Genomic DNA, 15,878 nt, shown 5'->3' with positions numbered 1-15,878 from the left:
CTCGGAAAGGTTCAATGACAGAGAACAAGGCGCAAGAGTTGCAGTTCACCGGGGAGAGGTACCTGCCTGAGGTGCCCGGTCAACTCGAGCTCGAACATTTTCATCGCTACATCTTGGCGAGCAAGTTTGTAGTTGGCAAGCGGGTGCTAGACATCGCGAGCGGCGAAGGGTATGGCAGCAGCGTAATGGCCGATGTCGCGGGTAGCGTAGTCGGCGTCGATATTTCTCAGGAGGCGGTCGATCACGCGCGGACGCGCTACGTCAAGACAAACCTGCTATTTTGTCAGGGAGACGCGGCGGCGATCCCTGTGGACAGCGCCAGTGTAGATGTGGTTGTGAGTTTCGAGACCATCGAGCACCACGATCAGCACCAGGAAATGATGGCCGAGATTAGGCGCGTCCTGGTACCCGGCGGCCTGCTGATTATCTCCAGCCCCAACAAACTCAACTACACGGACATACCGAAGTACGAAAATCCCTTCCATGTTAAGGAGTTGTACAAAGAGGAGTTTCACGCGCTTCTCGCCACGAGTTTCCGCCATGTTGAGATGCTAGGGCAGCGCGTCGTTTACGGGTCACTGATTGTAGGTGAACGCTCCATCACCCATGGTTTCTCCAATTATCTAAAGCGGAAGTGCGTCGAGCATTCGCACGAGCTTAATGCACCGGTATATGACGTGGCGTTCGCTTCTGACGCGCCGCTGCCTCAAGTCGAGCTGACATTCTACGAGCAGATGCACGGGGAGCAGTTCGCTGCTGATTATCTAACGCATGAGTTGATGAAGCACCACTACACGGCCGTGGCCCTGGATAAGATGCGCCAGGATCTGGAGGCGCAGATTTCGGTCCTGCAGCCACGCGGTCAACGGTGTGAGGAAGAAATCGCGAGCCTCCGTGAGCAAGTAAAGCAGGGTCAGGCGCAAATCACTGCGCTGCACCAGCAGGCGAAGCAGCGCGAAGTACGCATCACCGGCATGACCGAGCTCGTCAACCGCCGTGAAGTGGAGATCCATGATCTAGAGCGCCAGATTTGGGACTGGAACCGCAACGTCGCCGAACTACTGAAGGTGCATGACGAAGCCAAGCGACAAGTCGAGCAGTTGGAAGGGGCACTGAATGCCCTCCAAACTTCGACGACGTGGCGAATGCTCGGTTGGTTGCGCTGGTTGACTCGACAGCGCCATCGCGCGCGCCAAGCCCTAGCCTTGCTCCCAGGCGCGATCCGCCGGGCCGGTGGTATCGCTCCGTTAGCAAGGATCGTGTTGCGGTCGTGGTCAAGGGGGGGGCTCTCGGAAGTGAGAGCGGCCGCCAGCCGCCATGCCGATTTGGAAGCATCCGGTGCTTCGACAACTGCTGCAGGTGAGACGCCAGCCGCCAGTGTCGCCCCGTCCGGGCCGGAAATTCTGTTCATTTCTCATGAAGCATCCCGAACTGGGGCACCCATTTTCCTCTTGGACCTGATCCGCATCGTCAAGCAGGCGATGGGAGTGCGTTGCACTATCGTCCTGTGTGCTGGCGGCGAGCTAGAAGCCGATTTCCGCGAACTCGGCGACGTGTATGTGTTGCCAGCCCGCCATTTCGTCGATCCGACGACTTTGGCTGCTTTGAAGCAACGCGACATTCGACTGATCTACGCCAATACAATTACCAATGGCGCGGTGCAACAGCAGCTTAAGACGTTAAGCAAGCCGACAATTTGCCATGTCCACGAACTAGCCTATTCAATCGAGCGGCATTTTGGACTGGAGAATCTCCAGCGCGTGGTCGATGCTACTGACCTGTTCTTGGCTGGTTCTGACGTTGTCCGCAGGTATCTCGTTGATCACGGTAACGTGTTGCCGGAGCGAGTCCAGATCGGCTATCCCTTTATTGATACGGCGAGTAACCGGGCGCGGGCAGCGCAATCTGTGCCACCACTCGAGTTGCCCGATGATGCGGTTGTAGTCGTAGCATGTGGCACGATCTGTTGGCGTAAGGGCACGGACCTGTTTCTACAGGTCGCTCAGCGGGTGCTTCATGCTTGCAAGCGGCCCGTCGAATTCGTGTGGATCGGCGGCCCGCTCAAGAGCAGCGAATATGCCAATTTGCGCTACGATGCCGAGCAGCTTGGTGTCAGTGAGCACTTGCATTTCCCCGGGGCGGTGCAAGATCACATACCGTACTTGGCGCAAGGAGATATCTTCGTACTTCCGTCGCGAGAGGATCCATTTCCACTGGTCGTGCTGGACGCCGCCTCACTAGGTTCACCGATTGTCTGCTTCGATCGGGCGGGCGGCGCACCCGAACTAGTGGAAAAAGATGCGGGCAATGTGGTCGAGTACATGGACGTGGACGCCATGGCCGCAGCCGTTTCCACACTGGTCGACGATGATGAGCTGCGGGCCAGGCTGGGAGAGCGGGCGAAACAGAAGGTCAACATCCGGCACGATAAAGGTGTCGTGGGAGTACAGACGATCGAAGTGATCAAGGCTTATATGGAGAAAGTGGCGGTGCATCATGAATGATAAAGTTCGGGTGCCACGTGTCAGCGTAATCGTACCGAATTACAATTACGAAAGATTTCTAGGTGAGCGATTGCGCACTATCCTCGCTCAGACCTATCAGGATTTCGAGCTAATTTTTCTAGATGACGCCTCCCCTGACGGCAGCGTGGAATACGTGCGACGTGAGTTCGGCAATCGCATCGATCGCATCGAAGTAAACGCCAGGAACTCCGGCAATCCTTTCGTGCAGTGGAATCGCGGCGTCAATATGGCCCGCGGTGAGCTCATCTGGATTGCCGAGGCGGACGACTACTGTGCACCTAATTTCTTAGAACGAATGATCGCTGCGATTGAACAATCGCGACGGATTGGCTTGGCGTATTGCATGACCGTGCCGGTGGACACCGAGAGTCGAATACTCAACCAAAACTTTCACCTCGCATACCTGGGGGATATTGGTCCGGAACATTGGCACCAAGACTTCGTCTCCAACGGCCAGGAGGAAATTCACCGCTATCTGTCACAGAAGAACACGATCACGAATGTGAGTGGAGTGTTATTTCGGCGCGAAGCATATTTGCAGTCTGGAGGCGCATTTGAGAAACTCAGAATGTGTGGGGATTGGTTGACCTACCTGCAGGTTTTGCAGAACTGGGACGTGGCGTTCGTGAGCGAACCCTTGAACTTCCACCGGCAGCATCCGAGCAAGCATACGCACAACTCTGTGCTGAACCTGTCCTACTTCCGTGAGTTTCTGTACGTCCAACGCTACGTCTCCGACGCCGCGTCATTGACACTAGCGGAACGTACGCGCGCATTCCGCCGTATCATTGGTGAATGGGACCGCCTGACGGTGGGACATAACGGACGTATCACATTACCTCGCACGTTCCGACTGGCATGGATGATTGCGGCCACGTACCATCGACCGCGCCAGTTGTTGGTCAATCTAAAGCATCTCATTAAGAATGCAAAAAAATCAGTGACTGCGAAATGGGCTCATTAAACATATGCCTTATCAGTCGGGAATATCCACCGGATACGGCATTTGGTGGCATCGCGACATTTTCTGTGGACACGGCGCAAATGCTGCGTCGTCACGGCCATCGTGTCACGGTGTTCAGCCAGAGCTTGGGCACCACTCACGTTGCAGACCACCTCGGTGTGCCCGTCTATAAAATTAAGGTGCCCCGGCCCTTCGAAACCTACAAGCGGTTACCGATATTTATTCCGTCATTTAATTTCATGCTGTACCGGCACATCAGCCGCCTGCATCGCGAGACGCCCTTCGATATCGTAGACGCGCCGGATCATTTGGCGGAGGGCCTCTTTTCGTCGCTGTTTTCAAAGGTGCCGCTGGTTACGCGGTTACATACGCCGTATGCTTTGATCGTGGCAATGGGTCTGAATAACTATCGGCGTGACATGGCGTTTCATGCGATCTATGGGATGGAAAAGGTTCAGCTACGCCGTTCGCAAGTTCTGTATGCGCCCTGCCGGGACCTGCTCAACCGTTGCGAGGCGCTGTTCGGCCTCAGAAATCTGCCGGTGCGGATTTTTGGTTATCCACTCGATTTGCAAATGTTCGCGCCGAAGCCCCCCACGGAGGCGCGGCGTCCGACACGAATTCTATTCCTGGGGCGTCTCGAGCAGCGCAAGGGGATCCAAACAATCGTGGAGGCCTTTCCCAAGCTTCTGGAGCGGTGCGGCGATGCTGAGTTGACGCTTGTCGGTCGTGATACACCGAATATCGACGGGTGGAGCTCTGCGAAAGAATATATGCTGGATGCGTTCCAACGCGCGGGCTGCGCACAACGAGTGCGCTTTGAGGATTACGTGCCGCTGGAGCAATTGCCAGAATTTTTCCACCGACACGATATAGTATGGGTGCCTTCAATGTATGACAATTTCCCCATCATCGCGTTGGAAGCAATGGCATGTGGAAAAGCCGTAGTTGTGTCGGATTCAGGTGGCCTCCCGGAAATGGTAACCCACGGTGAAACCGGTCTGGTGTTTCCGGCGGGCGATCCCGGCGCGCTGGCTAGCAGAACCATGGATCTGTTCGATTCGCCGGAGTTGTGGCGGCGGCTTGGCACGAACGCCCGTCGCTACGTGGAAGAGAATTGCTCAGAGGACGCGATTTATTCCAAAACCATGGACATGTATCACGAAGCGATGGTGCGTGCCGGCCGGCGCAGCGCCGTATAGGGGTTCGAGATGAAATACGTCATTTTCGGCGGAGGGGGCTTCATTGGCTCCACTGTTGCAGACCGCCTACTGGTGGACGGCCATAGCCTACGCATTTTCGAGCGGCCCCGCGTCGCGCCTTACCGTAAGTTCACGGGGGTTGAGCGTGTGGAGTGGCTCGGAGGCGATATGCAAAGCACGCACGATTTACGCGAGGCGATCGACGGCACTGACGCGGTTGTGCACCTTGTGTCGACAACTCTGCCGAAGGTCTCGAACGACGATCCGATTTACGATGTGACCACAAATGTGGTAGCCACTCTACAGATGCTGAACGTCATGTTGGAAACTGGCGTCAGGCGCATAGTTTTCATATCGTCTGGTGGCACAGTCTACGGTATTCCGCAGCAGATTCCCATAACCGAAAGCCATCCCACGGAGCCTGAGGTATCGTACGGGATTACCAAGTTGACCATCGAGAAATACCTTTATTTATATTCTCGACTGCATGGCATTCGCCCCACGATTCTACGAGTCGCGAATCCGTATGGTGAGCGGCAGCGTGTTGAAACTGCGCAGGGAGCTGTAGCCGCTTTCATTCGCCGTGCTCTGGCCGGTGACCCAATCGAAATTTGGGGTGATGGATCGGTGGTGCGCGACTATCTGCACGTCTCCGATGTGGCCGATGCATTCGCGGCGGCCCTGGCTTATCAGGGGGACAGGCTAGTTTTCAATGTAAGTTCAGGAATCGGAACCAGCTTGGTGCAGCTCGTGGGCAGCATCGAGACTGTTTTGGGCCGCCCCCTACGTGTAAACCATACTCCTGGCCGCGAATTTGATGTGCCGGTGAGCATTCTCTCCAATGCTCTTGCGCAATCCGAGTTAGGGTGGAAGCCCAGAGTGGCGCTAGAGGATGGTTTGCGCCGTACGATCCGATGGATCATGGCGTCATCGCGCGATCAAGATACATAGTCCTGTAGCGTACTCAGGGTGACCTGCCTCGCCGTTCGCCTAAAATCATGGCTAGCGAAACCACAGGCATACATGTCATGTGTGGGATGTGGTGGCATGGTGCGTGTGGGCTGCCATAGTTCTAAAAGCTCGCCACTTAGGCTCTAGAATAGCGAAGCCTAACTTTCTTACACTCCTGTCACTTGCAAATTCTTATCGTTCGTACCTCATCCCTCGGGGATCTTGTACATATGCTGCCGGCTATGTCGGATATCGCCCGCTATGTGCCCGATGCTCATATTGATTGGGTGGCGGAGGAGGCTTTTGCCGAAATTCCATCTTGGCATCCTGCTGTGGAAAACGTCATAACGGTGGCGCACCGGCGTTGGCGCAAAGCTTGGTGGTCGGGAGCGGTGAAAGCGGAGCGCCAGGCACTGCGCGAGGGCCTGCGCAACAAGCGTTACGACGTAGTTTTGGACATGCAGGCGTTGCTGAAATCGGCGTGGTTGGTGCGGCAGGCCAAAGGGATCCGCCATGGGCTGGACTGGAGATCTGCGCGCGAACCCTTGTCGTCGCTTTTCTACGATGTGCGCCACAGAGTCGAGTTCTGGCAGCCGGCGGTTGTACGCCAGCGTGCATTGGCAGCGTTGACGTTTGGGTATACGCCAATGGGACCTCCGAACTTTGGCCTACAACATTTTGCCCGCCAGGCGCAGGCAGCCCTGCAGAGGGGAGTGGCGAACGGGCTCGGTTCCCCTTATGCCGTGATCATGCCCAGCGCCAGCCGGCCCGATAAGCTTTGGCCCGAAGACGACTGGCGCGCTGTTTTCTCGCATTTGCGCGATGCGGGGTACAAGCTCCGGCTACTTGCCGGAAACGAAGAAGAGACGCAGCGGGCCGACAAATTGATCGCGGGCAGGGATGGTGCCGAAGTGGTTCCTCGCATGAGCCTTACCTCGATTGCCCAGGTATTGGCCGGAGCGCGTTTGATGGTGGGACTGGACAGCGGACTGACGCACTTGTCCGCCGCGCTCGGTCGTCCCACCGTAGGCATATATCGGGCGTCGACCCCGGTCCGTACCCCCCTAGTCGGGGATTCTTTTACGGCCAGTCTTGGCGACCGGGGTTCGCCGCCTTCGCGAGACGTTGTGCTGGCCGCTATCCAACAAGCCTTGGCTACATAGTGGTTTGCCGCGCGTTCGTTCGAGAAGCCCATGTCTAGAGTCGTGTATACCGCGCTTCTGCGGCTGTTTGCCCCAGTGATTTGGCTTTGGATGAGGGTGCGCGCGGGCAGGTACGTGGTTGACTGGCAGATCCTCCGAATGTCCCGGTTTGGGATATATCAAGCTGTGGCTTCAAAGTCGAGAACGGTCGGACCAGTATGGATTCATGCCGTCAGCCTTGGGGAAACGCGAGCCGCACAGCCGCTGATTCAAGCCTTGCTCGACGAGGGGCTACCCGTTTTACTGACCCATACGACTCCTACGGGCCGCGCGGAAGGGGGGCGTTTGTTTGGCACGGCGATGGCCAGCGGGCAATTGCGTCAAACTTGGTTGCCCTATGATTTTCCCGGTTCTGTGCGCCGCTTCCTTAAGCACTATGTACCCCGCTGCGGGATTTTGATTGAGCGTGAAGTCTGGCCCAACCTCATACATGAAGCGCATCGTGCGGGTGTGCCCATGGCGTTGGTCAGCGCCCGGCTATCTGACCAGGGGTTCCGCCGTTCCCGTTGGGCGAGGCGGGCGCTACACGGGGCATATGGGGCTCTGCACTTGGTGCTCGCCCAAACCGAGGCCGATGCCGACCGTTTGCGCCAGCTCGGCGCATTGGAACCGCATGTGATGGGAAACCTAAAGTTCGATATCGCCTTGCCTTCGAACCAGATGGACGCCGGGCGTCAATGGAAGCAATCCTTGGTGCGCCCCACCATTGCCGTTGCCAGCACGCGGGATGGTGAAGAGGAAATGTTCGCTACGGCCATCCTCAACGCCGACCAGAGTGTACCTGCTCGCGTGTTGCACATGCTAATACCCCGACACCCGCAACGTTTCGGCAATGTGGCGACCATTTTGCAGCAGCACGGTCTCACCTTCGTGAGGCGCTCGGCCGGAGCGGAAATGCTGTTGCCAGAAATGCCCGTGCTGCTGGGCGATACGCTGGGCGAGATGGCGTTTTACTATGCGGCTGCTGACGTCGCCATTATCGGCGGCGGATTCGCTCCTTTAGGGGGGCAGAATTTGATTGAAGCTTGTGCCGCAGGCACACCCGTGATCGTGGGGCCTCACATGCACAATTTTGTGCAGGCAACGCAAGATGCCATAGCGGCGGGGGCCGCAATTCAGGTGAAAGATGCGGCGCAGGCCCTGCACACGAGCTATGACCTACTGCGCGACGCTCATCGGCTCGGGACCATGCGAGAAGCAGCGTTGGCCTGGACTGCCGCCCATACGGGAGCGACCGCGCGGATTCTACAAGCCTTGAGGCCATTGCTAAGGCATAGCACAGAAAGGCCAGAAGTCCCAAGATGTAGGCTATAGCATAGTGCCTGCACGCACTGGCCCGGTGACTCCGGTCCAGCCAGCGGGGAAAGGCCGACAGCGCGGCGCCGTCATGGTCGTTCTCACACGGTGCCTGCATACGCTGGCCTCGTGGCACGCTTGTACATCCCGATATGGGAGCAGCGGCTATAGCTTGCGAAACTCAACAAGAACCCCCTCTGAGTATCCGACTTCGTGGTAGTGCGAATTGTCGTCCTGAGGCTTGGTTCTGAGCGGCCCTCCTTCTCGGCTAATTTCACCAAGCTTCCGATGGGGAAAATCCTTACCTAGCGTGTCCGTCAATGCGAGATCCACCCGGATCTTCGAAAGATCCGGGTCCGCATACCGCAGCGAGAAATCATGGAAGGCAACACCCGCTGGACGTGTCTTCATCGACAGCAGAGCCTTGATGTCGGCGACCACGCCATCGTAATAATGGTCGCCGTCAATCAACGCAAAGGATGGACGAATATCACGGCCTTCACCATTAACAAAAGTAGTAAAATCGCATAGGTGGAAGGATACGTTCGATGTGTCGCTAGTGGCCTCGATCGCCTCTCCCGCTATCTGCATATACCCGGGGTCGATATCGATGACGTGAACATGCTGACCTAATTGCTTGCCAAGCCAGGCAAACTGAGCGGTCAAGCCGCCCCGAAAGCAGCCTACCTCGATGAGGCAATCTCCCTGGGTCGCATACGCGCTAATGTAGTCCAAAAGATCGTCTTGAAACTTCTGCGTGGTATGGGAATGGTTTCCCATTTCATTCAATGTCTTGCGGACGGTATTTATCGATCCCATATGCGTACACTCTCCTGTAACGGATAAAGAGACGACTGCACGGACAGTATGCCCCCTATCGTTCTATTTGCAAAGAAAGCATGGGGTTGGACCGCGCCGAGCAGTGACGCCTCTCAGTGCGGCCACGGTGTAGTTGTATTACCTCCCGCCGTGCAGGGCGGGCGATGTGAGCGTCTATGCTGCGCCGAAATACACAAGGACTGCTGTACAGTATGCAAGCCAGCGCCTATCCATTCTTCCCGCTGATGTGGCTCCGACATGATGCCGATCTCCGGCATACCGACCGACAAAGCGCCAGTTTGGCGATGCGGCGGTGCTTATTAATATGCAAGCCTCGATCCTTCACTAATCTCCGCAGGAGCTCGGGCTATTACCGACCCTTTCTAGGAGGCGATACCGGACTAACGGGACTGCCTAGTGACCGGGCCGTAGGCGATCTCTTCATCTGAGCCGGAATCCAGACTCTAGACTCTGCTCTACATGTCCGCAAGCGCAGGCAAACTTATGCTGTTTCATTCAGTTCGGCCCTCGGCCGGTCTTACCTCCCCACCACCACCTTATCCGCATTCAACTGCTGCTGCACCCGCATGGGATCACGCCCTTCATCCTCCGGCGTCGGTCCCAGCCATCCCTGGCCGATCCCATAGACAACAACGTTCGCGAGCACGATCAGAACAAAAAGAATCCGCATTATGGCGAGTCCGGTTCCAGGCTGGCAGCCAGATACGCCAGCCCATTCAATACAGGATTTTCGATCACGGTGATCGCCGGCGGCAAGCGGCCCGAAACGGCGGCCGCGTCGGCCAGCAAACGCTCCGTCTCCAGAGCAACCTCATCCCACGCCCCCCCGGCAGCATAGACCCGCGGTGCCTCCCCAAACCGCCGTGCACCCGCCAGCCATTGCCGCACGACCGCGCCCGCCTGCGCCGCAGCAACGCCCGATGAAATCGCCTGGTGCGTATCCGTCGGGAAATCCTGCGGCGTGCCATGCGCCAGCGGCAGGTTGGCGGTGCCGGACGCCAGCGATTGCCGCATCAGCGCGGGCCCTGGCAGGATCAGCCCGCCTTCGAAGACTCCCTCGCCGCTGACGGTATCCAGCGTGGTGGCGGTGCCGAAGCAGGCCAGGAGAAAGGCCGATGCGCCAGGCGCTTGGGCGGCGGGCTGCAAGCCGGATCCGCCACTGTTGCCTGCGCCTGCTTTCGCGAGCCCGCCCTTTACCTGCGCCAGTACCCCCACCATCGACACCCAGCGGTCCGCGCCGAGCTGCTCGGGACGCGTATACCGCGACGTCAATCCATAGGCGTGGGCCTGCGCCACGACCCAGCGCACGGCGCACCCGTAGGTCGCCAGCACGTCCTCGATGGCCGAGCCGCGCGCGGGGCCGGCGACATTGGCCCCAAGCGCCGCCCGGGGCGGGGTGGGCAGGGCGGCGAGCCAGTCGCGCAATGCCTGGATGTCGTCGCTGGCGATGGCATGCGCCGTCATGCGGGGCGATGCTGCGCATAACGCCGGCCCGTCCAACGCGAAGCCGGTTTCCGCCCCCGCATCTTCCAGCAATCCCAGCTTCAGCCGCGTGTTGCCCGAATCGATCAGCAGGATGCTCATGTCGCGCGCACCGAGATTTCGCCGACGGAGACGGGGATATCGCCGGCGTCGGTGCGTATGAGCAGGCGGCCATGCGCGTCCGCTCCCGCGGCGATGCCGTGGTGCAGGACGGCCCCGCGATCCAGGACCCGGATGTGGCGTCCGGCCAAGGCGTCGAGCCGACGGAAGCGTTCGACGAAAGCTTCGAACCCGTTCCGCGCCACCTCGTCGAGTGCGGCCTGCCAGGCCAGCGCTACGGCGTGGACGATGTCGCTCATCGGCGCCAGGCAGCGCGTGGCGGTCCAGTCGGCGATGTCGCGGCCGAGCTCCGACGACAACCTGTCGGCGTCGCACAGGTTCATGCCCATGCCGATCACCACGGTATGGCTGGCGGGCCGGGCTGCGAGGTTGCGCGTGGTTTCGACCAGGATGCCCGCAAGCTTGGCATCGCCCCATTGGACGTCGTTGGGCCATTTGACGCGCAGCCCATCGCCGCCGAGGCCCGCGACCGCGCGCAGCGCCTCGCACGCGGCCAGGCCGGCCAGCGGCGACAGGACGGGCAGGCTGGCGGCGGCGAGCGGCGTGTCGAAGGCGCAGGAGAACATCAATGCGGCGCCCGGGCGGTTCTGCCAGGCGCGGCCGGCGCGGCCGCGGCCGGTCTGCTGGAGGTGGGCGCCCAGCAGCCACGGTTTGGCGCCGGCCTTGGCGCTATCGGCGCCATTGCTTCGCGCGCGCGCCCGCGCCAGCAAGTCGGCATTGGTTGAGCCGGTCTGCTCCACCCAGTCGACCTGGCCGAAAGGGTAGGGAAAGGCGCCGGCCAGCCGTTCGCGCAGCGCGGTGGCCATGGAATCCGGGGCGGGGAGCTGGGGCAAGTCTGGCATGAGGGGACAACGATCGCGGAATGCCCCACCGGCGGGTCAGCGCGGGACGGAAGGCGGATGTACGGATTGTAGGTCAGCCTCCTCGAACCCACGCGCGGGGGCCGCAGGACCGGCGCCGGGCTCCAATGCCCCGTCTTCCGGCCCAAGCCGCGTATCATTACCCTGTTCGCGCCTGGAGGGCCGGCGCCAGACCGGTCCCGTCTTATCGCCTATGGTTCATACCATCCCGAAACCGCCACCCGCCGCCGCGCCGCCCTTTCGGCTGGCCGGCGGCGTTTGCTATGTAGGCGGCGACTGGAGCGTGCATGCGCTGGCGCGCCCCGGCGAAGTGCAGGCCCGTTGCGCCGCGCTGGCGCAGGGGGCGGCGGACATGCGATGGGACCTGACCGGCATCGTGCGGCTGGATACGGTGGGCGCCAATCTGATCTGGCATGCCTGGGGGGACGCGCTGCCCCCGCGCGTGCGGCTGACGGCCGGATTGCAGGAGGTATTCGACGCCCTGGCCGCCCATCCGCACGAGACGGTGGCGCCGCCGCCTCCGCCGCCCGAGCGCTGGGGCCCGGTGGTGGCGGTGGGCAACGCCATCCTGGATGCCGCCCGGCATGGCCTGGCGCTGATGATCATGCTGGGCCAACTGGTGCTGGACCTGGGGAATCTGCTGCGGCGGCCCGGGCGCGGCCCCTGGAGGGAGATTTCCGCGCAGATCTACCGGGCCGGCGCGCAGGCCCTGGGGATCACCGCGCTGGTGGGGTTCCTGATCGGCGTGGTGCTGTCCTATCTGTCGTCGCAGCAGTTGCAGGCCTACGGCGCCGACCGGTTCATCGTACGGCTGCTGGGCGTTTCCGTGGTGCGCGAGCTGGGCCCGGTGCTGGCGGCGATCCTGGTCGCGGGACGTTCCGGGTCCGCTTTCACGGCGCAGATCGGCGTCATGCGCGTGACGCAGGAGCTGGATGCGATGCTGGTGATGGGGATCTCCCACAGCGAGCGCCTGATCATGCCGCGCGTGATCGCGCTGGCGGTGGCCATGCCTTTGCTGGTGGTGTGGACCGACGCGATGGCCCTGATCGGCGGCATGCTGGCGGCGCGCGCGCAACTGGGTGTGCCGCTGGGCTGGTTCCTCGATTCCTTGCCGAATGCGATCAGCCTGGCCAACTACGGCATCGGCCTGGCCAAGGGCGCGACCTTCGGCGTGGTGATCGCCCTGATCGCCTGCCACTTCGGCCTGACCATCGAGCCGAATACCGAAAGCCTGGGACGGCGCACGACGACGTCCGTGGTGACATCGATTACGGGGGTGATCCTGGTGGATGCGCTGTACGCCGTGCTGCTGAGTGGAGTGGCCCTATGAAGGACGACGTCAGCGCCCAGCAGCACCTGTTCGCCGGCAACGCCTTGACGGTGGCGCCGATCATTTCCGTGTCGGGCCTGAAGACCGCGTTTGGCGATCATGTCGTGCACGAAGACCTGAACCTGACCGTTTATCCCGGGGAAATCCTGTCCCTGGTGGGCGGATCGGGGTCGGGCAAGACGACGCTGCTGCGCCAGATCATGGGCCTGGAAACGCCGGCGGCCGGCTTCGTGCAGGTACTAGGCATGCCCCTGACGGAAATGTCGTCGTCCGAATGCCGCCAACTGGCGCGGCGCTGGGGCGTGCTCTTCCAGGCCGGCGCGCTGTTCTCGGCGCTGTCGGTGTTCGACAATGTCGCCTTGCCATTGCGCGAGTTGCGCACCATTCCGGAAACGCTGGTGCAGGATGTCGTGATGTGCCGCCTGGACATGGTGGGCATGAGCGCGGACGACGCGCACAAGCGGCCCGCGGACCTGTCGGGTGGAATGGTCAAGCGGGTGGCGCTGGCCCGGGCGCTGTCGCTGGATCCGGAGCTGTTGTTCCTGGATGAGCCCACCGCGGGCCTCGATCCGCAGCGTTCCGACGAGTTCGTGGACCTGGTGCGCAACCTGCACCGGCAGTTGCATTTCACGGTCGTCATGGTGACGCACGACCTGGATACGCTGCTGGCGCTGTCTTCGCGCGTGGCGGTGCTGGCCGATAAGCGCGTGATCGCTTGCGATACGGTGCCGGAGATCCTCAAGGTCGACCATCCCTTCATCCACACCTTCTTCCTGGGCGAGCGCGGACGGCGCGCGCTGGGCCAACTGGCGCCAGAGGAGCTGACTTATGGAAAGCCGTAGCCACGCCTTGCTGGCGGGCGCGTTCACGCTGCTGCTGCTGGCGGCCGTTATCCTGATCGCGGTCGTTATCAACCGTGATCGCGCCACCCTGACGCCTTATGAGATCGTGTCCACCACGGCGGTCAGCGGCTTGTCGGCGCAATCGACGGTGCGTTACCAGGGGGTGCCGGTGGGCAAGGTGCAGGCGCTCAGCTTCGACCCGCAGGTGCCTGGGCTGGTGCGCATCCGCATCGGCGTGGCGCCCACCACGCCGATCACGCAATCGACCTGGGCCGAACTGGGCGTGCAGGGCGTGACGGGCCTGGCCAATATCGATCTGCGCGACGACGGCAAGTCGCGGGTGCGGCTTGCCCGCCAGGGCGACACCCTGCCGGTCATCCCCTTGCGGCCGGGGCTGTTCGAGCGCTTCTCGCAGGGCGGCGGCGCCATCCTGGGCAACCTGGAGCAGATTTCGGCGCAGTTGGCCAAGCTGCTGGACGACGGCAATATGCAGGCGTTGGGCGCCGCGCTGCACAACGCGGCCGAAGTGTCGGCATCCCTGAAGGACGTAACGGCGCAGCTGCGGCCGGTGGCCGCGAAGATCGGCCCGCTGGTCGATAGCCTGAACGATACGTCGCGGCAGGCCCAGGGCGCGGCGCGCGATATCGGCGCATTGGCGCAGCAGGCCCGCATCGCGGTGGCGCGCCTGGACGCGCCGGACGGGCCGCTGGCGGTCGCCACGCGCAGCCTCAGGGATATTTCTTATGCGGCCGCGCGCCTGTCCAATGAAACCCTGCCGGCCATCACCAGCATGGCCAACCAGGTCAATGCCACCGCGCGCGGCGTGTCGTCGACGGTACGCCGTGTCGGGGACACGCCGCAATCCATCCTGTTTGGCGCGCCGCCGCCGCGGCCGGGACCCGGCGAGGCCGGCTTCGAAGGATTCGGGAGAGCACGATGAACAAACGTCCGGACGGATATGCCCGCGCGCGGCTTGCGCTGGCGCTTCTGCCCATGGTGGTCGGCCTGGCGGGATGCGGCATCAACCGCGGCACGGCGCAGACGCAGCTGTTCGACCTGGGGCCGGCGCCCGCGATGACGGCGGCCGCGGCGCCGGCGCGCGAACCGGTGTCGGTCAGCTTTTCGGCGGCGCAGATGCTGATGGACACGGGCGTCATCTGGCGCGTGGGGGACAGCGCCAGCCCCAACTCCTACGCCAGCTATCGTTGGGCGGCCCCGCCGCTGCAACTGGTGCAGCAGCGCGTGGTCGACCGGCTGGCCGCCGGCGGCCCGGTGGTCCTGGACGGCGTGGACCCCAGCGCGCCCGTGCTGCAGGTCTCGCTGACGCGCTTCGAGCAGGTGTATGCCCCGGACGGCCGCAGCAGCACCGGGCAGGTGGCCATGCAGGCGGTGCTGGTACGGAATCGCCACGTGGTGGATTCGGTACGGCTGGCGCGCAGCGCGCCGGCGCCGACGCAGGACGCCCAGGGCGGCGTGCTGGCGCTGCGCGACGCGACCGACGCGGCGGCGAACGACCTGGCCACATGGCTGGCGCGGCACGTGCCGGCGGCGGCCGCCGGGCGCGCGGCCGGTTTAACATTGCGCTCTTCGCCCTGACGAGTCCTGTCCATGTCCGCCCGTACCGAAACCATCGAGTTCAATGGCCTTGCCGGCCGGATCGACTGTGCGGTGGACTGGCCCGCCGACACGCCGCGTGGCTGGGCCTTGATCCTGCACCCGCACCCGCTGCACGAGGGCACGCGCGACAACAAGGTCGTCACGACCATGGCACGCGCCTGCGTGCAGGAGGGGCTGGTGGCCTTGCGCCCGGACTTCCGCGGCGTGCGCGCCTCCGAAGGCAGCTTCGACAAGGCGGTCGGCGAAACGGCCGACATGAAGGAACTGGTCGGGCAGTGGCTGCAGCGCCAGCCGGAGCTGGCCGGTTCGCCGTGGGTGCTGGCCGGGTTCTCTTTCGGTACCGCCGTCGCGGCGCAGCTGGAAGCCACGCTGGCTGAAGGCGATATGCCACGGCCCGCGGCGCTGATACTGGCCGGCGCGGCGGTGTGGCGTTTCAAGTTCCGCGAGCTGACGCTGCCCGACGATACCCTGATCGTGCATGGCGAGCAGGACGAGGTGGTGCCCTTGCAGGAGCTGCTGGACTGGGCACGCGAGCCCGCCGTACCGGTCGTGGTCATTCCGGGCGCGTCGCATTTCTTCCATGGCAAGCTGCTGTTGCTGAAGCAGCTGGTGCTCGCCAGGCTGGCGCGGGCCTTGGCCTGACGCCC

The 15,878-nt window shown here is 62.0% G+C and carries 15 protein-coding genes; 11 read left to right on the top strand and 4 right to left on the bottom strand.

Annotation, left to right across the window (positions count from 1 at the left end):
- Nucleotides 1–14 precede the first annotated feature (14 nt).
- From BAU07_RS24855 to BAU07_RS24830, 6 genes are all read left to right on the top strand, one after another.
- On the top strand, nucleotides 15–2,504 hold the full coding sequence (locus BAU07_RS24855; RefSeq protein ID WP_066663824.1) for a glycosyltransferase: 2,490 nt from the start codon (nucleotides 15–17) through the stop codon (nucleotides 2,502–2,504).
- Entirely contained in the window at nucleotides 2,497–3,489 is a 993-nt protein-coding gene (locus BAU07_RS24850) for a glycosyltransferase family 2 protein (protein ID WP_084025977.1), read from the top strand. The genes BAU07_RS24855 and BAU07_RS24850 overlap by 8 nt, the downstream gene beginning before the upstream one ends.
- An 80-nt stretch (nucleotides 3,490–3,569) precedes the next feature.
- The gene (locus BAU07_RS24845; RefSeq protein WP_198168846.1) at nucleotides 3,570–4,691 is read left to right on the top strand and encodes a glycosyltransferase family 4 protein; all 1,122 of its coding nucleotides are present in this window, start codon (nucleotides 3,570–3,572) and stop codon (nucleotides 4,689–4,691) included.
- Nucleotides 4,692–4,700: 9 nt separating this feature from the next.
- Nucleotides 4,701–5,642 (top strand): NAD-dependent epimerase/dehydratase family protein, encoded by a 942-nt coding sequence (locus BAU07_RS24840; protein ID WP_066663817.1) that lies wholly within the window; start codon nucleotides 4,701–4,703, stop codon nucleotides 5,640–5,642.
- A 230-nt stretch (nucleotides 5,643–5,872) separates the two neighbouring features.
- Nucleotides 5,873–6,805, top strand: coding sequence for a lipopolysaccharide heptosyltransferase I (waaC, locus tag BAU07_RS24835; RefSeq protein WP_066663815.1), 933 nt, complete (start codon nucleotides 5,873–5,875; stop codon nucleotides 6,803–6,805).
- Between the two features lie 30 nt (nucleotides 6,806–6,835).
- Nucleotides 6,836–8,158 carry a 3-deoxy-D-manno-octulosonic acid transferase gene (locus BAU07_RS24830; RefSeq protein ID WP_066663813.1) on the top strand — a complete coding sequence of 441 codons (1,323 nt, stop codon included), beginning with the start codon at nucleotides 6,836–6,838 and terminating at the stop codon, nucleotides 8,156–8,158.
- Nucleotides 8,159–8,305: 147 nt separating this feature from the next.
- Here the strand turns inward: BAU07_RS24830 and BAU07_RS24825 are convergent, their stop codons facing one another.
- From BAU07_RS24825 to BAU07_RS24815, 4 genes are all read right to left on the bottom strand, one after another.
- Nucleotides 8,306–8,959 (bottom strand): class I SAM-dependent methyltransferase, encoded by a 654-nt coding sequence (locus BAU07_RS24825; RefSeq protein WP_066663810.1) that lies wholly within the window; start codon nucleotides 8,957–8,959, stop codon nucleotides 8,306–8,308.
- A gap of 538 nt (nucleotides 8,960–9,497) precedes the next feature.
- Nucleotides 9,498–9,650, bottom strand: a complete 153-nt coding sequence (locus tag BAU07_RS27425) for a hypothetical protein (protein ID WP_198168845.1) — start codon at nucleotides 9,648–9,650, stop codon at nucleotides 9,498–9,500.
- Nucleotides 9,650–10,564, bottom strand: a complete 915-nt coding sequence (locus BAU07_RS24820) for a type III pantothenate kinase (RefSeq protein ID WP_066663808.1) — start codon at nucleotides 10,562–10,564, stop codon at nucleotides 9,650–9,652. The genes BAU07_RS27425 and BAU07_RS24820 overlap by 1 nt, the downstream gene beginning before the upstream one ends.
- Entirely contained in the window at nucleotides 10,561–11,388 is an 828-nt protein-coding gene (locus tag BAU07_RS24815; protein ID WP_232338202.1) for a biotin--[acetyl-CoA-carboxylase] ligase, read from the bottom strand. Before BAU07_RS24815 ends, BAU07_RS24820 begins: the two co-directional genes overlap by 4 nt.
- 247 nt (nucleotides 11,389–11,635) lie before the next feature.
- Between BAU07_RS24815 and BAU07_RS24810 the strand changes: the two genes are divergently transcribed.
- The 5 genes from BAU07_RS24810 to BAU07_RS24790 are packed head-to-tail and all read left to right on the top strand — an operon-like array spanning nucleotide 11,636 to nucleotide 15,873.
- Nucleotides 11,636–12,772: an MlaE family ABC transporter permease gene (locus BAU07_RS24810; protein WP_066663804.1), complete on the top strand. Its 1,137-nt coding sequence runs from the start codon at nucleotides 11,636–11,638 to the stop codon at nucleotides 12,770–12,772.
- A complete protein-coding gene (locus BAU07_RS24805) occupies nucleotides 12,769–13,614 on the top strand; it encodes an ABC transporter ATP-binding protein (RefSeq protein WP_066663801.1) in 846 nt (281 codons plus the stop codon). The genes BAU07_RS24810 and BAU07_RS24805 overlap by 4 nt, the downstream gene beginning before the upstream one ends.
- Nucleotides 13,601–14,554 (top strand): MlaD family protein, encoded by a 954-nt coding sequence (locus tag BAU07_RS24800; RefSeq protein WP_066663799.1) that lies wholly within the window; start codon nucleotides 13,601–13,603, stop codon nucleotides 14,552–14,554. The genes BAU07_RS24805 and BAU07_RS24800 overlap by 14 nt, the downstream gene beginning before the upstream one ends.
- Nucleotides 14,555–14,607: 53 nt before the next feature.
- A complete protein-coding gene (locus BAU07_RS24795; RefSeq protein WP_415830258.1) occupies nucleotides 14,608–15,210 on the top strand; it encodes an ABC-type transport auxiliary lipoprotein family protein in 603 nt (200 codons plus the stop codon).
- Nucleotides 15,211–15,222: 12 nt separating this feature from the next.
- The gene (locus tag BAU07_RS24790) at nucleotides 15,223–15,873 is read left to right on the top strand and encodes an alpha/beta hydrolase (RefSeq protein WP_066663795.1); all 651 of its coding nucleotides are present in this window, start codon (nucleotides 15,223–15,225) and stop codon (nucleotides 15,871–15,873) included.
- Nucleotides 15,874–15,878: the final 5 nt, after the last annotated feature.

The organism is Bordetella flabilis (assembly GCF_001676725.1).
Lineage (GTDB): Bacteria > Pseudomonadota > Gammaproteobacteria > Burkholderiales > Burkholderiaceae_B > Bordetella_C > Bordetella_C flabilis.
The sequence above is the reverse complement of the archived record's forward strand: the minus strand, read 5'-3'. Positions and strand labels throughout refer to the sequence as shown.

Excerpts from the sequence above, each read along its gene's own strand:
- BAU07_RS24830 (WP_066663813.1), top strand. The coding sequence starts at position 6,836 with ATGTCTAGAGTCGTGTATACCGCGCTTCTGCGGCTGTTTGCCCCAGTG.
- BAU07_RS24845 (WP_198168846.1), top strand. The coding sequence starts at position 3,570 with ATGCTGCGTCGTCACGGCCATCGTGTCACGGTGTTCAGCCAGAGCTTG.
- BAU07_RS24805 (WP_066663801.1), top strand. The coding sequence starts at position 12,769 with ATGAAGGACGACGTCAGCGCCCAGCAGCACCTGTTCGCCGGCAACGCC.
- BAU07_RS24820 (WP_066663808.1), bottom strand. The coding sequence starts at position 10,564 with ATGAGCATCCTGCTGATCGATTCGGGCAACACGCGGCTGAAGCTGGGA.
- BAU07_RS24855 (WP_066663824.1), top strand. The coding sequence starts at position 15 with ATGACAGAGAACAAGGCGCAAGAGTTGCAGTTCACCGGGGAGAGGTAC.
- BAU07_RS24795 (WP_415830258.1), top strand. The coding sequence starts at position 14,608 with ATGGTGGTCGGCCTGGCGGGATGCGGCATCAACCGCGGCACGGCGCAG.
- waaC (WP_066663815.1), top strand. The coding sequence starts at position 5,873 with ATGCTGCCGGCTATGTCGGATATCGCCCGCTATGTGCCCGATGCTCAT.
- BAU07_RS24810 (WP_066663804.1), top strand. The coding sequence starts at position 11,636 with ATGGTTCATACCATCCCGAAACCGCCACCCGCCGCCGCGCCGCCCTTT.
- BAU07_RS27425 (WP_198168845.1), bottom strand. The coding sequence starts at position 9,650 with ATGCGGATTCTTTTTGTTCTGATCGTGCTCGCGAACGTTGTTGTCTAT.
- BAU07_RS24800 (WP_066663799.1), top strand. The coding sequence starts at position 13,601 with ATGGAAAGCCGTAGCCACGCCTTGCTGGCGGGCGCGTTCACGCTGCTG.
- BAU07_RS24815 (WP_232338202.1), bottom strand. The coding sequence starts at position 11,388 with ATGGCCACCGCGCTGCGCGAACGGCTGGCCGGCGCCTTTCCCTACCCT.
- BAU07_RS24850 (WP_084025977.1), top strand. The coding sequence starts at position 2,497 with ATGAATGATAAAGTTCGGGTGCCACGTGTCAGCGTAATCGTACCGAAT.
- BAU07_RS24790 (WP_066663795.1), top strand. The coding sequence starts at position 15,223 with ATGTCCGCCCGTACCGAAACCATCGAGTTCAATGGCCTTGCCGGCCGG.
- BAU07_RS24825 (WP_066663810.1), bottom strand. The coding sequence starts at position 8,959 with ATGGGATCGATAAATACCGTCCGCAAGACATTGAATGAAATGGGAAAC.
- BAU07_RS24840 (WP_066663817.1), top strand. The coding sequence starts at position 4,701 with ATGAAATACGTCATTTTCGGCGGAGGGGGCTTCATTGGCTCCACTGTT.